At 43.4% G+C, this 14,413-nt stretch carries 16 protein-coding genes; all 16 read left to right on the forward strand.

The features are described 5' to 3' along the window. Window positions 1–227: 227 nt before the first annotated feature. A complete protein-coding gene (gene hprK / locus JCM10596_RS01070) occupies window positions 228–1,160 on the forward strand; it encodes an HPr(Ser) kinase/phosphatase (protein ID WP_025025553.1) in 933 nt (310 codons plus the stop codon). A 43-nt stretch (window positions 1,161–1,203) separates the two neighbouring features. Continuing rightward, window positions 1,204–2,064: a prolipoprotein diacylglyceryl transferase gene (gene lgt, locus JCM10596_RS01075; RefSeq protein ID WP_025025554.1), complete on the forward strand. Its 861-nt coding sequence runs from the start codon at window positions 1,204–1,206 to the stop codon at window positions 2,062–2,064. Window positions 2,065–2,105: 41 nt separating this feature from the next. Further along, window positions 2,106–3,065, forward strand: a complete 960-nt coding sequence (locus JCM10596_RS01080) for a nucleoside recognition domain-containing protein (protein ID WP_025025555.1) — start codon at window positions 2,106–2,108, stop codon at window positions 3,063–3,065. Continuing rightward, window positions 3,055–3,696 (forward strand): pyrophosphatase PpaX, encoded by a 642-nt coding sequence (ppaX, locus tag JCM10596_RS01085; protein WP_025025556.1) that lies wholly within the window; start codon window positions 3,055–3,057, stop codon window positions 3,694–3,696. Before JCM10596_RS01080 ends, ppaX begins: the two co-directional genes overlap by 11 nt. Before the next feature lie 4 nt (window positions 3,697–3,700). After that, window positions 3,701–4,219 carry an acyltransferase gene (locus JCM10596_RS01090; RefSeq protein ID WP_025025557.1) on the forward strand — a complete coding sequence of 173 codons (519 nt, stop codon included), beginning with the start codon at window positions 3,701–3,703 and terminating at the stop codon, window positions 4,217–4,219. Between the two features lie 209 nt (window positions 4,220–4,428). Continuing rightward, on the forward strand, window positions 4,429–5,604 hold the full coding sequence (locus tag JCM10596_RS01095; RefSeq protein WP_025025558.1) for an ATP phosphoribosyltransferase regulatory subunit: 1,176 nt from the start codon (window positions 4,429–4,431) through the stop codon (window positions 5,602–5,604). A 9-nt stretch (window positions 5,605–5,613) separates the two neighbouring features. Continuing rightward, window positions 5,614–6,270: an ATP phosphoribosyltransferase gene (gene hisG, locus JCM10596_RS01100; protein ID WP_439644799.1), complete on the forward strand. Its 657-nt coding sequence runs from the start codon at window positions 5,614–5,616 to the stop codon at window positions 6,268–6,270. Continuing rightward, window positions 6,248–7,528, forward strand: a complete 1,281-nt coding sequence (hisD, locus tag JCM10596_RS01105; RefSeq protein ID WP_025025560.1) for a histidinol dehydrogenase — start codon at window positions 6,248–6,250, stop codon at window positions 7,526–7,528. Before hisG ends, hisD begins: the two co-directional genes overlap by 23 nt. A 2-nt stretch (window positions 7,529–7,530) precedes the next feature. Continuing rightward, on the forward strand, window positions 7,531–8,130 hold the full coding sequence (gene hisB, locus JCM10596_RS01110; protein WP_025025561.1) for an imidazoleglycerol-phosphate dehydratase HisB: 600 nt from the start codon (window positions 7,531–7,533) through the stop codon (window positions 8,128–8,130). Window position 8,131: 1 nt separating this feature from the next. Further along, window positions 8,132–8,770 carry an imidazole glycerol phosphate synthase subunit HisH gene (hisH, locus tag JCM10596_RS01115; protein ID WP_025025562.1) on the forward strand — a complete coding sequence of 213 codons (639 nt, stop codon included), beginning with the start codon at window positions 8,132–8,134 and terminating at the stop codon, window positions 8,768–8,770. Beyond that, on the forward strand, window positions 8,767–9,519 hold the full coding sequence (gene hisA / locus JCM10596_RS01120) for a 1-(5-phosphoribosyl)-5-[(5-phosphoribosylamino)methylideneamino]imidazole-4-carboxamide isomerase (protein ID WP_025025563.1): 753 nt from the start codon (window positions 8,767–8,769) through the stop codon (window positions 9,517–9,519). Before hisH ends, hisA begins: the two co-directional genes overlap by 4 nt. After that, window positions 9,513–10,271 carry an imidazole glycerol phosphate synthase subunit HisF gene (hisF, locus tag JCM10596_RS01125; protein WP_025025564.1) on the forward strand — a complete coding sequence of 253 codons (759 nt, stop codon included), beginning with the start codon at window positions 9,513–9,515 and terminating at the stop codon, window positions 10,269–10,271. The genes hisA and hisF overlap by 7 nt, the downstream gene beginning before the upstream one ends. Further along, entirely contained in the window at window positions 10,268–10,924 is a 657-nt protein-coding gene (gene hisIE, locus JCM10596_RS01130; protein WP_025025565.1) for a bifunctional phosphoribosyl-AMP cyclohydrolase/phosphoribosyl-ATP diphosphatase HisIE, read from the forward strand. The genes hisF and hisIE overlap by 4 nt, the downstream gene beginning before the upstream one ends. Before the next feature lie 159 nt (window positions 10,925–11,083). After that, entirely contained in the window at window positions 11,084–12,787 is a 1,704-nt protein-coding gene (locus tag JCM10596_RS01135; protein ID WP_025025566.1) for a tetratricopeptide repeat protein, read from the forward strand. A gap of 35 nt (window positions 12,788–12,822) precedes the next feature. After that, complete coding sequence (gene trxB / locus JCM10596_RS01140; protein WP_025025567.1) at window positions 12,823–13,779, forward strand: thioredoxin-disulfide reductase; 957 nt, start codon at window positions 12,823–12,825, stop codon at window positions 13,777–13,779. A gap of 181 nt (window positions 13,780–13,960) precedes the next feature. Further along, window positions 13,961–14,413 carry an NUDIX domain-containing protein gene (locus tag JCM10596_RS01145; RefSeq protein WP_025025568.1) on the forward strand — a complete coding sequence of 151 codons (453 nt, stop codon included), beginning with the start codon at window positions 13,961–13,963 and terminating at the stop codon, window positions 14,411–14,413.

The following is a 14,413-nucleotide window of genomic DNA, read 5'->3' on the forward strand; positions in this document are numbered from 1 at the left end:
TCTTAGTTTTGGCTTAAACAAAAATATGGAACCGTAGGAATCTACGGGGATAGCTTGGTCAATAAGAGAAACCTCTGTTGGTAAAGAAATATGCTAACAAGTACGCTCTATTCCCAAGAATCTCCCACTTCAAACAACCCGAAAGGGTGTTAAGTGGTGAGTAGTTCAAGATTAATGGTAAAATAGACAGGACTATACTATACTTCTGATTAGTAAGGAGCCATACGATGAAACAGATAAAAGTAAAAGAGATCGTTGAACGCTTTAACTTGGAAGTCGCCTCAGGAGAGGAAGGGTTGAACCGTTTAATTAAGACGAGTGATATTTCAAGACCGGGATTAGAGATGGCAGGATACTTTACATACTACCCCTCTGAACGTGTTCAATTATTAGGAAAAACAGAGCTCAGCTTCTTTCATGAGCTAAGTACAGAGGAGAAAGCAGACCGCATGGAACGACTCTGTCATGATCAGACACCATGTATATGTATTTCGAGGGGGATGGAGGTACCAGAGGAATTACTGCGTGCCTCGAATTTGCATCAGATCCCCGTTCTGAAAAGTACCTTTACCACCACACAATTGTTGGGTAAAGTGACCAGCTTCTTAGAGAATCAGTTAGCGCCAACCACCTCAATGCATGGCGTATTAGTTGATATCTATGGAGTGGGTGTACTGATTGCAGGGGGAAGTGGAATTGGGAAAAGCGAAACAGCGTTAGAATTAGTAAAAAGAGGTCATCGTTTAATTGCTGATGACTTAGTCGAAATTAAGCAGCCTGCTGAAAATGTATTAATCGGGAACCCTCCTGAATTGCTTCGCCATCTTCTGGAAATTCGCGGGGTAGGGATCATTAATGTAATGACATTATTTGGAGCAGGGGCCGTTCGGAATTTTAAGAAGGTTGCCATGGTCTGTACATTGGAAAACTGGGATAGCACCAAGCAGTATGACCGTCTGGGGCTAGATGAAGAGAGAATTAAAATTATTGATACCTATTTACCAAAAATGACTATTCCCGTCCGTCCAGGACGTAACTTAGCTGTGATTATTGAAGTAGCTGCGATGAATTTTAGGTTAAAACGAATGGGCTTTAATGCTGCTGAAACATTTTCACAGCGTTTAGCAGCTACCATATTAGAAGAAAATGAAGAATTTTAAATGAAGAGTGTTATTAGAAAAAAAGGATTGAGGAGTGTGAGAAATGGATTTCGTTAGCGCTACAGCACAAATTACACGATTAGACCCGGTAGCTCTTCAGCTTGGACCTATTGCCATCCATTGGTACGGACTCATCTTAGGGACGGCTGCTTTGCTTGCCTTAATGTTATCGACGCGAGAAGGAAAAAAACATGGGATTGTACCTGATACCTTTATGGATATGGCTTTTTTCGCGATTCCTATGGGGATTCTGGGCGGACGCTTGTATTATGTGCTCTTTCAATGGGACTATTATCGTGAACATCCAGGGGATATCCTTGCTGTTTGGAAGGGTGGATTGGCGATTCATGGGGTGATTATCGCTGGAGTCATCACGATCTTGGTCTTTTGCAAAGTGAAAAAGCTCTCCTTCTGGAAAGTGGTTGATATTCTGGCGCCACATGTCTTATTGGCTCAGGGGATTGGTCGTTGGGGGAACTTTATGAACCAAGAAGCTCACGGGGGCGTGGTTTCTAGAGAGTTTTTAGAAGGGTTATTTCTGCCCGAGTTTATTATAAATCAAATGTATATCTATAACCCATCACCAGGAGAGGGGTTACTAGCCGGTTTCTACTATCATCATCCGACCTTTTTATATGAATCGATCTGGAATATCATTGGATTTGTAATTCTGATTAGTTTAAGAAAGATCAGACTGCGTCAAGGGGAGATGTTCTTCTCTTACCTCATTTGGTACTCAGTGGGACGATTCTTTATTGAGGGGATGCGGACAGATAGCTTGATGTTATCTGAAACACTGCGTATGGCGCAGATGATTAGTATTGCTCTGGTTATATTTGCTGTTCTGGCGATCATGATTCGCCGAAAAACGGGCGCAAGTGAGAAGCTGTACAATGATCAGTAAGGAGAGCAAGGGATAAACTAAACAAAAAGAAGGGATGCATCATGAGCTTAGAAACATTACGAGTCGGCTTCAGAAATGGATGGCAGACGACATGGATTTTAGGAAAGGTTATTTTTCCGGTCACGCTCATAGTGACCCTTCTTTCTTTTACCCCTCTCCTGGATTGGGTGGTCAGGGTCTGTCAGCCTTTCATGGGCTGGCTGGGTCTTCCGGGAGAAGCGGCAATTCCTTTAGTCATTGCCAATGTGCTTAATCTGTATGCAGGGATTGGAGCTATCCTCTCATTGGAATTGACGGTGAAAGAAGTGTTTATTTTAGCCATGATGATGTCCTTCTCCCATAACTTATTTATTGAAACGGTTGTATCTTCCAAGGTTGGAGTCAGGGCTTCTGTTGTTGTTCTTGTTAGAGTGGGCTTGGCAGTCCTTTCAGCGGTCATCATTAACGTAAGCTGGGGCGGAGGAGCTGAGCCGGCTCAATATGGGTTTCTCCCTGACAAAGGGGCTGTGGAACTGACAGGTTGGCTAGAGATTACGGTTCATGCTCTGCAAACAGCACTCATGGGTATATTTCAATTGGCTATGATTGTCTTTCCGTTAATGATTTTTATTCAATGGATGAAGGACTTGAAGTTCTTAGATGTATTTACCCGCTGGATGCAGCCTGTAACGAAAACGTTAGGTTTGTCACCAAATACAGCTACCGCATTAAGTGCTGGGTTATTGTTTGGTTTAGCTTATGGAGCCGGATTGATTATTCAGGCAGTGAAAGAAGATCATTTGCAAAAAAGAGATATCTACCTTCTCTTTATTTTCTTAGTTGCTTGTCATGCGGTGATTGAAGATACATTGATTTTTATCCCCTTGGGAATCCCTGTTTGGCCGTTGTTAGTCATTCGACTCGTCATTGCTGCCATTCTTACCATCATGATTGCTTTATTATGGAAGCGAATAGATACAAAACGAGATCAACCAAGCGAAGGAGTTAGACATGAAATATAAAACGATTCTGTTTGATTTAGATGGAACCATATTAGATACGAATGAATTGATTATTACTTCTTTTCTGCATACCTTTCAAACCTTTTTTCCAGAGCGAACCTTTTTGCGTGAAGAGATTATTGCGGAAATGGGAGGGACTCTATTTGATATCCTCTCGCGCTATGATGAGGACAGGGTGGAAGAGATGATTCAGGTCTATCGTGAATTTAATATACGAACTCACGATGAAATGGTCACGGCTTTTCCTCATGTGCTAGAGGTTATTACCCAACTGAAAGAATGGGGCATTATGCTCGGTGTTGTGACGACAAAACAGAGAAATACGACAGAAATGGGACTCGATTTAACGCAGTTAAGGCCTTTAATGGATTCGATTGTCACCTTACAAGAGGTTGAGAATCCTAAGCCGCATCCAGAGCCTGTCCTAAGAGCGATGTCAGAGCTTGGAGCTCTTCCAGAAAGCACCCTGATGGTTGGAGATAGCTCCTTTGATATTGAAGCAGCTCATCGCGCAGGAATTCATTCTGCTGGTGTCGCGTGGAGTCTAAAGGGAGAGGAATACCTAAGAGGCTATTCTCCTACCTATATCTTAAAGGATATGAAGGATTTATTAAGGATCGTGAAGGAGTAGAGTCATGAGAAGAACCACTCGATATCCTGTGCAAGGAACAAATTCATTGTGGCAGCTCTATCGTACAGTCCCATTTTTCAAGGTCTGTAAAAACTTCATCTGCATTCAAATTTCCAGATATTGTCCCTTTATCCCGTTGAAAAATTGGATCTACCGTCGATGTCTGAAGATGGAGGTGGGGGAGAATACAGCCGTGGCTCTCATGGTCATGATGGATGTGATGTTTCCAGAGAAAATATCGATTGGGCAAAATACGATTGTTGGCTATAACACCACAATCTTAACCCATGAATATCTAATTGAAGAGTATCGCTTGGGTGAGGTGGAGATTGGCTCTAACGTAATGATTGGAGCTAATTCAACCATTCTACCAGGAGTTCGGATTGGTGATGGTGTCATTGTATCCGCAGGCTCCTTAGTGATTAAAGATGTACCTGAGGGGGCTTTTGTGGGAGGGAATCCGGCACAGCTGATCTATACGAAAGAAGAAGTGGAACGTAAAAAAAGAGAATCGAGCTGGTAAGGATCAAGCTGTACATAGAAGGATGAGAATGAAAGGACAAACATCTCATGCTTCTACGTACAGCTTTTTTCTGTGAGCAAAAACTAGACTTATCAGGGGCATAATAGAAATAAACATTTTTTTATTGACCAATAGAAGCTCCCGTGTTAGTATCACTAAATAAATACTTTAACTTGGTAGCAAACTAAAGGATTCGGAGTTGAACAAAGATGTCAAAACCTTTTGTTTTTGAAAAGCCCCTAGGAATGAGGGATATCATCCCTGAGGTTGTGGAGCGAAAAGGAAAACTACTTGTAGAGATACAGAAGGTTCTTAAAGCGTGGGGCTATCGTCAGATAGAAACTCCTACGTTGGAATACTATGATACGGTGGGTGGAGTTAGCTCTACCATGGAAAAACGCTTGTTTAAGCTATTAGATCGAACAGGTCGCTCTCTTGTCCTTCGACCTGATATGACAGCGCCAATTGCCCGAGTGATTGGTTCTATTTATAAAGAAGAGCCATTCCCTATTCGCCTTTCTTATCAGGGGAATGTCTTTCGTGCTCAAGAGAAAGAAGCTGGGCGCAATGCTGAGTTTCCTGAGGTGGGCATAGAGTTAGTGGGAGAGGAAGCGCCCGATGCGGATGCGGAAGTGATCACCTTAGCGATCGCTTCGTTACAGGCGGTTGAGGTTCCGCATTATAAGCTAGCTCTTGGTCACATTGGTTATATGAACGGGCTGTTCCATGAAATTTTAGCTGATCAAGAGAAGGAAAAGGAAGCGAAGAGCTACCTGCAACAAAATAACTACGTGGGCTATCGCCAATTTATCCAGCAGGAAACCCTTTCCATTGATGAAAAGGAGCGCCTCTTGGCTCTATTAGAATTGCGTGGAGGAGCAGAACAGCTAGAGAAAGCAAAGGAAATGGCTATGGGAGCTGAAGCTGAGAAAGCTGTTGAACAGTTAAGCGAGTTATGGGAGGTCTTAAAGCACCACCAAGTGACAGATCATCTCTTCTTCGATTTAACTCTAATACGAGACTTAGACTATTACACAGGAATCTTGTTCGAGGGCTATGCTGAACAACTGGGCTTTCCCATTTGCAATGGAGGCAGATATGACCATCTTCTAGGCGAATTTGGCAGACCTGCACCAGCAACAGGCTTTGCTATCAAAGTAGATCGAATTCTAGAAGTAAGCAAAATGAATCTGGAAGAGTGTCAGAAACAAGTCTTAGTCACGTACACCGCAAAAGAGAGAAGTGAGGCCTTTCAACTAGCTCAGGAATTAAGAGCGGATCATGCCTTGGTAACTTTACACAAGGTACAATCCAAAAAGGAAAAGGTTTCGATTACAGATAAGAAGTTTGATCAATGGATTCGTCTTGAAGGTGGGAGAGAATAGATGCAGAAAATGAGTAACAAACCATTAATGGTCGCCATGCCAAAAGGCAGAATATTTGAAGAAGCCGTTGCTTTGCTGCGTAAAGCAGGATATCCTCTGCCTCCAGAATTTGAAGCTTCGAGAAAGCTGATTATTCCAGTACCAGAAGCAAATATGGCCTTTATCCTTGCCAAACCAACGGACGTACCCACCTATGTGGAATATGGCGTAGCGGATGTAGGAGTAGTGGGAAAAGACGTATTGCTTGAAGAAGAGCGAGAGGTGTATGAATTACTTGATTTAGAGATTAGCTTTTGTCACCTCTCCATTGCTGGTCTTCCAGACTGGAGACCAACGCTTTCTCCACGAGTGGCTACCAAATATCCTAAGGTGGCGTCCGCTTATTTCCGTAAGCAAGGTCAACAGGTAGAAGTCATTAAGTTGAATGGGTCGATTGAATTAGCGCCGATAGTAGGCTTAGCAGATCGAATCGTGGATATTGTATCCACCGGGAGAACCCTACAGGAAAACGGCTTAGTGGAGCTAGAGAAAATGATGGATATTTCAAGTCGCTTGATTGCCAATCAAGTAAGCTATCGCATGAGGCATACTGAGATTGAAGAGATGAGAGTGCGTCTACAAGAAGTTATTTTGGAGGGCAAACATGTTAAAAATAGTGAAAAATAGTGCAGACCTTTCCTTGAAACGAAGTGTAGAGGGAGGAACGGAGGAACAGAGGGCGGCTGTATTATCCATTCTCGAAGATGTAAAACAAGAAGGCGATCGCGCTCTTCTCCGTTATACAGCCGCATTTGATCGAGTAGAGCTAGAAACATTACGAGTGACTCAGCAGGAAATAGAGGAAGCGTATCAAGAAGTAGAGATTGAGCTTGTCGATGTCCTTAAGAATGCGATGAACAATATTCAACGCTTTCACGAAAAGCAAAAAAGAAGCTCATGGCTACAGCCGGAGGAAAGCGGTACGATTTTAGGGCAAGTGATCACTCCCTTGGCTAGAGTCGGGGTGTATGTTCCAGGTGGAACGGCACCGCTTGTTTCTACGGTACTGATGAACGTAATCCCTGCGAAGATTGCGGGGGTTGAAGAGATTGTGATGTTCACTCCCCCTCAGTCAAGTGGACGTGTGATGGCAGGAATTCTCGTGGCAGCCGATTTGTTAGGGGTAACCGAAATATATAAGGTGGGCGGAGCACAAGCGATTGCGGCAGCGGCATACGGTACGGAGACAATTGCTCCGGTGGACAAAATCGTTGGACCAGGGAATATCTATGTCGCTTTAGCGAAGCGAGAGGTTTTCGGTCTCGTTGATATCGATATGATTGCGGGTCCAAGTGATCTTGTTGTTCTGGCAGATGAGCAGCAAAACCCTGTCTATATAGCGGCGGATTTATTATCTCAGGCAGAGCATGATACAAGATCTGCGGTGGTCTGCGTCACTCCTTCAGAAAAACTAGCTAAACAAATTCAACAAGAAGTAGAAAGGCAATTAGCTACTTTACCGCGGCAGGAAATTGCGAGAGCGGCGCTTGAGGAATTCGGGGCGATTTATGTCACGAAAACGCTGGAAGAAGCGGTCGATATCGTTAACCAGCTAGCGCCTGAGCATCTAGAAATTTTGGTAGAATCTCCATTTGAGTGGGTAGGGAAAATCAAAAACGCAGGAGCGATTTTCTTAGGAGAGTACAGTTCAGAGCCAGTAGGAGATTATTTTGCGGGTCCTAACCATGTCCTGCCGACCAATGGGACAGCTCGCTTCTCATCCCCCCTCAATGTCGATGATTTTATAAAGAAGAGCAGCCTGATCTATTATTCTAAAAAAGACTTGTTGCAAAATGCTGATCAAATCATGAAATTTGCGCGTTATGAAGGGCTTGAGGCACATGCTAGAGCCATTCAAGTAAGAGTAGAGAAAGAGAGAGAATAGAGATGACAGAAAATAACAATCGACAACACCAAATCACCAGAAAAACGAATGAAACGGATATTCAGCTAGCCTTTCAGATTGATGGAGCAGGAAAAAATGAGCTGGACACAGGGGTTCCCTTCATGAATCACATGCTCGATCTATTTGCTAAGCATGGCCATTTTGATTTAACGGTTAAGGCAGTTGGGGATATTGATATTGATGATCATCATACGACTGAGGATATTGGCATCTGTTTAGGTCTTGCTTTAAAAGAAGCTTTAGGAGATAAAAAAGGAATTCGTCGTTACGGCAATAGCTTTGTTCCAATGGACGAAACATTAGCTCAGGTGGTCGTTGATCTCAGCAATCGTCCTCACCTAGAGTTTAGAGCGGAGTTTCCTCAAGGGAAGGTGGGAACCTTCGATACAGAGCTTGTTCATGAATTTCTTTGGAAGCTAGCCTTAGAAGCAAGAATGAACCTGCATGTGATTCTGCATTATGGTTCCAACACCCATCATATGATCGAGGCGATCTTTAAAGCTTTGGGCAGAGCTTTAGATGAAGCGACAAGCATTGACCCTCGCGTTAAGGGAGTTCCATCAACGAAAGGAATGCTGTAACATGATTGCAATTATAGATTATGGAATGGGAAATCTGCATAGTGTCAGCCAAGCTCTAGAGCGTCTTGGATACGACTATGTGATTACAGATTCGAAAGAACAGATCGAACTGGCGGCTGGTGTCATTCTGCCAGGTGTAGGCGCCTTTGGTGATGCGATGAAACAGTTAAAAGAAACGGGGCTAGATCAAGTGATCCAAGAGATTACTACGAGCGGAAAGCCCCTTCTAGGAATCTGCTTAGGCATGCAGCTTCTTTTTGAAAGCAGTGAAGAAGGTGGAGAGTGGGAAGGGCTAAGCCTACTTAAGGGCAAGGCGAAGCGGCTACCGGGCGTGAATACGCAGGGAGAGAAATATAAGGTTCCTCATATGGGCTGGAATAAGCTGCATTACAAGCAAGCTGCTCACCCTCTGTTGGAAGGGATTGAAGAAGGCTATACCTATTTTGTTCATTCCTTCTATATGACCGGATTGGATGAAGAGGAATTAATTGCTTATGCTGACTACCATGAACGCGTTCCGGGCGTTGTGGGACGCAACAATGTTCTGGGGATGCAATTTCATCCTGAAAAAAGCGGTCAGACAGGCATTCAGTTACTCGCCAACTTTGGCAAGCTGTGTGAAGGAGTGAAGGTAGGATGAGTCAAAAACCATTTATTTTGTATCCAGCCATTGATATACGTGGGGGGCAATGCGTTCGTTTATTTAAGGGAGATTATGCTCAGGAAACGGTATATGGAGATCCACTTGAGATGGCGCAAAAATGGATTCAGCAAGGAGCGGAGTGGATTCACTTAGTAGACTTAGATGGGGCGAAGGTGGGACAACCGGTCAATGATCAGATCGTGACAAGCATTGCAGCTGATGTCCCTGTTCCTGTACAAATAGGCGGAGGAATTCGTCATATGAAGCAGGTAGAGTACTACCTAGAAAAAGGGGTGCAGCGTGTCATTTTAGGCACATCTGCCATTAAATCTCCTGATTTCGTCAAAGAGGCGTTAAAAGAATTTGGCGGAACTCATGTAGCAATCGGGCTGGATGCTCGTGACGGATATGTGGCAACAGAAGGCTGGCTGGAGTCTTCTGAGGTTAAGACAGAGGAGCTGGCTCTCAGGCTAGCTGATCATGGAGCAACAACCTTCATTTTTACAGACATTAGTAAGGATGGGACTCTAACGGGACCGAATATTGAAGCAACTCTACGTTTGGCACAGACTGTGGGGCAAGAAGTGATCGCCTCTGGAGGAGTTTCTCGTTTAGAGGACCTAACGGATTTAGAAGCGTATCGAGCAGAAGGAATCGCAGGAGCGATTGTAGGGAAGGCATTATACCAACCAGTGTTCACGCTAGAGGAAGCTCTGAAGCTGACGAAGGAGGGCTCCTCATGCTGACAAAACGAATTATTCCGTGTCTTGATGTGAAGGATGGCAGGGTGGTCAAGGGAGTTCAATTCCAAGGCTTGAGAGATGCTGGTGACCCCGTGGAGCTTGCTTCTTATTACGACCAAGAGGGTGCAGATGAATTAGTCTTTCTAGACATCTCTGCCTCGCATGAAGGAAGAGAAACGATGGTTGATGTGGTTGAAAGAACAGCAGGAAGAATTTCCATTCCTTTTACTGTAGGTGGAGGAATCAACTCGGTAGAGGACATGAAACGGATTCTTCGTGCCGGGGCAGACAAGGTTTCCCTTAATACGGCAGCTCTGCGCTCTCCTCAGCTCGTGAAGGAGGGAGCAGCCTTCTTTGGTTCCCAATGCATTGTCGTTGCGATTGATGCGAAATGGGATGAACAAGCGCAGGATTGGTATGTCTACACTCATGGTGGCAGAAATCGAGTGGAGAAGACGGTGCTGGCTTGGGCACAGGAAGCAGAAGAGCTAGGTGCAGGAGAAATTCTGTTAACCAGTATGGATGCCGATGGAGAAAAAACAGGCTTCAACTTGAAGTTAAATCGCTGGATCTCGGAAAATGTCAAAATCCCCGTTATTGCCTCAGGAGGAGCTGGAAGGAAAGAGGACTTCTATCCTGTATTCACAGAAGGAAAAGCAGATGCGGCATTAGCTGCTTCCATCGTTCATTTTAAAGAAACGACGGTCGGTGAAGTGAAGGATGAATTACGACGGCAAGGAGTGGAAGTGCGTTGAGTACACAATTTGAAGCAATTAGATTTGATGAGCAGGGCTTAGTTCCTGCGATTGTCCAGGACCGTCAGAGTAAAGCCGTATTGATGATGGCGTATATGAATGAAGAATCCTTGCAGAAAACACTTGAAACGGGTGAAACCTGGTTCTGGAGTCGATCTAGACAAGGATTGTGGAACAAAGGAGCCACCTCTGGTCATACTCAAAAAGTGAAAGAGCTTCGGTATGACTGTGATGGAGATACTCTTCTTATTTTCGTAGACCCTCAGGGACCTGCTTGTCATAATGGGACCTATACCTGTTTTGAGGGGCGCATTGATCTTCTAGCAGAAGAAGGTTCGGAAGGCGACAAAGGGAGCGAATCTTCCTATGAATATCATGTTCTTTCACAGCTAATCGAAACCATTGCTACAAGGGATATGGAACGACCAGAGGGAGCGTATACCACTTATCTTTTTGAAAAGGGAGTCGATAAGATTCTGAAGAAGGTAGGAGAAGAAGCAGGAGAGGTTATTATTGCTGCAAAAAATAGAGATCCAGAAGAGCTTCGTAATGAGTCAGCCGATCTTCTCTATCACCTACTGGTTTTATGGAGAGAACAAGGACTAGGTCTTGATCAGGTTATTGATATCTTGAAGCAAAGGCATACGAAATAGAATTTTTCATATAGAATCACAGATCAACACCGAAGAAAGTAGCGTCCTTAGATGAAAGGGCGTTGCTTTTTGTGTTCTGCGATTCCTTTTACTAGGAAAAGTTCTAGAGGTTATGGTATACTTTTGACAAACTATCAGAGATTGATCATGGAGGAAAATATGCAAAACTCTAAACGTACACTTCAGGCAAAGAGTAATGTTGTGTCGGTCCCTTTTGATGCGGAGTTTTTCTTTGAACGTGGAGTACGGTTTATAAGACGAAAAGATGTGGCAAAAGCTTGCAAATATTTTATAAAAAGTGTTGATTTGGAGCCACATAATCCCAAATATCTCATTAACTTATCAGCGGTTTATACGGAAATGGCTGAATATGAAGAGAGTAACCGCCTTTTGTCCACAATTGTTCATAAAGTGGATGAAACCTTTACCGAATGTTATTACTATATGGCTAACAATTATGCTCACTTAGGTGATTTTGATCAAGCGGAACGGTATGCTTTGATGTATCTGCAAGAAAATGAAGAAGGGCTCTATGTGGAGGAGGCTGAGGAGCTTCTTGATTTTATTTGCTTTGAGCTAGAGAGAGCGCCCAAAGAATTAGACGTAGAGCATAAGTTGATTGGCAAGCATGAGAAAGCGAGAATGTGCTTGGAGGATGGGAAGTTTCTAGAAGCGACCAAGATTTTAGAGGAAATGGTCGAGGAGTACCCTCATTTCTTAGCCTCTAGGAATAATTTAGCCCTGTCTTATTACTACTTAGGACAATTTGACCGAGCAATGGGAGTGATTGAAGAGATCTTAGAGAAAGATCCTACCAATCTTCATGCCCTTTGTAACCTCACTGTGTTTTATTGTCACAAGGAAGAGAGAGAGCAGGTACAGGAACTAATCGAAGGATTGAAAAAAGTGTTGCCTGTCCAGTCAGATCAGCATTATAAGCTAGCCACAACCCTTGGAATCATTGGAGAGGATGAGCGCGCTTATGAATTGTTTACGATTCTAATGAAAAGAGGCAATCAAGGTGATGTCAGTCTCTATCATTATGTAGCGGTGGCTGCCTTTAATACGAAGCGTTGGGCTAAAGCAGAGGAGAATTGGCTCAAGCTGAGACAATTGCATCCTGAGTGTGATGTAGCTGAGTATTACTTAGACCTCGTCAATCAAGAAAAATTTCGTCAACAGAGAATCCCTTATCACTATCAATTGCCCTATGACGTACAATTAAAGAACAAGGATTGGTTTAAAGGGAATCATATCCCCAAGGATGTCATGTGTGACCCCTTGATCCGTTCCTCACTTTTTTGGTCCTTACGACATGGAGATCAGAATACAAAGCTACAAGTGATTCAGTCCTTCGAATATATCGCCGATCAGGAAGTGGAAGAGGCTTTAAGACAGTTGATCTTAGATCCAATGGAAGAGGATTATCTCAAAAAAGTGGCTGTTTTTGTCCTGAGACAAATCGGGGCAGCAACGCCCTACTATGCTTATTTAGGTGGGGAAAAGCAGACCATTGATGGCGATTTTACCGAGGAGCCATTTCCAGAATGGATGTCGCAATGGAAAAAAGTCGTGACTTGTTTGCGTATGGGAATGGAAGGGAATTACGATCTGCTTGAGCATCAGGAAGCGCAAGGGATATGGACAACATACTTGCGCAGTAGCTACCCCAACATTCCCAAGATTCGTAAAGCAGAAGGTTGGGCTGCGGCGATTGAATTCATGCTAGCAGATAAAAAGGGTCATCCTATGACAAAGAAAGAAATAGCGACACGTTATAATGTGTCCGTGAATACACTCACCAAAAACTTGCAAGAGCTAGAAAAAAGCATTTTTCTAGACAATAATCCTCTATCTACTTGATAATAGAGAAAAGGCAACAGCATGGAGGGAAAGAAATGAGCGAACAAAAAATATACGATGTAGCGATTATTGGAGCTGGACCAGCAGGAATGAGTGCTGCCGTCTATACCTCAAGAGCAAATCTCAGTACAGTCATGATCGAAAGAGGAGTTCCAGGCGGACAAATGGCGAACACGGAGGACGTGGAGAATTATCCAGGCTTCGATCATATCTTAGGTCCAGACCTATCAACTAAGATGTTTGAGCATGCCAAGAAGTTCGGAGCAGAATATGCTTACGGAGATGTAAAGAGTATTGAAGACGGACATCCGTATAAAAAAATAAACCTAGGCAACAAAGAGGTTCATGCTAAATCCGTGATTATTGCGACAGGCACAAAGTACCGTAAACTAGGGATACCAGGTGAAGACCGTCTGTCTGGTCGTGGGGTTTCATGGTGTGCGATCTGTGACGGAGCCTTCTTTAAAGGGAAAGAGCTTGTTGTCATCGGAGGAGGAGACTCGGCTGTAGAAGAGGCTCAATTCTTGACCAAGTTCGCAACGAAAGTGACGATCATTCATCGTCGAGATCAGCTGCGAGCTCAAAAGATCTTGCAGGATCGTGCATTCGATAATGAAAAAATCGAATTTATCTGGAACCATACAGTAGAGGAGATCGTTGGTGAGGATAAGGTTTCTGCTGTGAAAATCAAGAATACAGAAACCGGAGAAGAAAGAGAATTTTCTTGTCAGGGTGTCTTTATCTATATCGGAATGGACCCATTGTCGGCCACAGCCGAGTCTTTAGGAGTCTTAAATGAAGACGGTTATATTGTAACGGATGAGAAAATGGCTACAAAGGTGGAGGGGATTTTTGCCGCTGGAGATGTCAGAGATAAGACCTTAAGACAGATTGTTACAGCAACAGGAGATGGTTCACAAGCAGCGATTTCGGCACAACATTATGTAGAAAACCTAGATGAGAAGCTAAAGGAAGAAGTCAAAAACAGATAAGTGTAACATAGTTTTAATGCTTCTGTAACATTCTTGAAATATTTCTGGGGTACAATGTAATTAAGTAATTGACCCCCTTTTTTAAAATATATGACTTTGACGCAAGAGAAAGTTTCTCTTGCGTCCTTTTTTTGCTTGAATGCAACTTTGGTGGTATTCTTATTGTAGAGGTGACATGTCAGTGCAAAGAATAACAAACTGTATCTTAATCGATCAAGAAAAGAAGAAAGTTCTATTATTAAAAAAACCGAGAAGGGGCTGGTGGGTTGCTCCGGGTGGTAAGATGGAGCCCTTAGAAACAGTCACCGAATCAGTGATACGAGAATATAAAGAAGAGACTGGACTCACAATAAAAAATCCCGAGCTTAGAGGAGTTTTTACCATCATCGTCGAAGATAAAGGAGAGGTTGTAGATGAGTGGATGATGTTCACATTTGTAGCCTACCATTCTGAAGGTCAAATGTTAACGGATTCACCAGAAGGGGATCTCTCTTGGGTAGAATTGGATCAAATCGCCTCCTTACCCAAAGCGAAGGGAGATCAGGTTTACTTTGACCATATCTTAAAGCATCATGATCTTTTCATTAAAAAATTCCGTTATACTCCCGAATATGAACTAATCGATCATGAATAG

The organism is Caldalkalibacillus mannanilyticus JCM 10596, assembly GCF_000615945.1.
Classification (GTDB): domain Bacteria; phylum Bacillota; class Bacilli; order Caldalkalibacillales; family JCM-10596; genus Bacillus_AT; species Bacillus_AT mannanilyticus.

Excerpts from the sequence above, each read along its gene's own strand:
- hprK (WP_025025553.1), top strand. The coding sequence starts at position 228 with ATGAAACAGATAAAAGTAAAAGAGATCGTTGAACGCTTTAACTTGGAA.
- lgt (WP_025025554.1), top strand. The coding sequence starts at position 1,204 with ATGGATTTCGTTAGCGCTACAGCACAAATTACACGATTAGACCCGGTA.
- JCM10596_RS01080 (WP_025025555.1), top strand. The coding sequence starts at position 2,106 with ATGAGCTTAGAAACATTACGAGTCGGCTTCAGAAATGGATGGCAGACG.
- ppaX (WP_025025556.1), top strand. The coding sequence starts at position 3,055 with ATGAAATATAAAACGATTCTGTTTGATTTAGATGGAACCATATTAGAT.
- JCM10596_RS01090 (WP_025025557.1), top strand. The coding sequence starts at position 3,701 with ATGAGAAGAACCACTCGATATCCTGTGCAAGGAACAAATTCATTGTGG.
- JCM10596_RS01095 (WP_025025558.1), top strand. The coding sequence starts at position 4,429 with ATGTCAAAACCTTTTGTTTTTGAAAAGCCCCTAGGAATGAGGGATATC.
- hisG (WP_439644799.1), top strand. The coding sequence starts at position 5,614 with ATGAGTAACAAACCATTAATGGTCGCCATGCCAAAAGGCAGAATATTT.
- hisD (WP_025025560.1), top strand. The coding sequence starts at position 6,248 with ATGTTAAAAATAGTGAAAAATAGTGCAGACCTTTCCTTGAAACGAAGT.
- hisB (WP_025025561.1), top strand. The coding sequence starts at position 7,531 with ATGACAGAAAATAACAATCGACAACACCAAATCACCAGAAAAACGAAT.
- hisH (WP_025025562.1), top strand. The coding sequence starts at position 8,132 with ATGATTGCAATTATAGATTATGGAATGGGAAATCTGCATAGTGTCAGC.
- hisA (WP_025025563.1), top strand. The coding sequence starts at position 8,767 with ATGAGTCAAAAACCATTTATTTTGTATCCAGCCATTGATATACGTGGG.
- hisF (WP_025025564.1), top strand. The coding sequence starts at position 9,513 with ATGCTGACAAAACGAATTATTCCGTGTCTTGATGTGAAGGATGGCAGG.
- JCM10596_RS01135 (WP_025025566.1), top strand. The coding sequence starts at position 11,084 with ATGCAAAACTCTAAACGTACACTTCAGGCAAAGAGTAATGTTGTGTCG.
- trxB (WP_025025567.1), top strand. The coding sequence starts at position 12,823 with ATGAGCGAACAAAAAATATACGATGTAGCGATTATTGGAGCTGGACCA.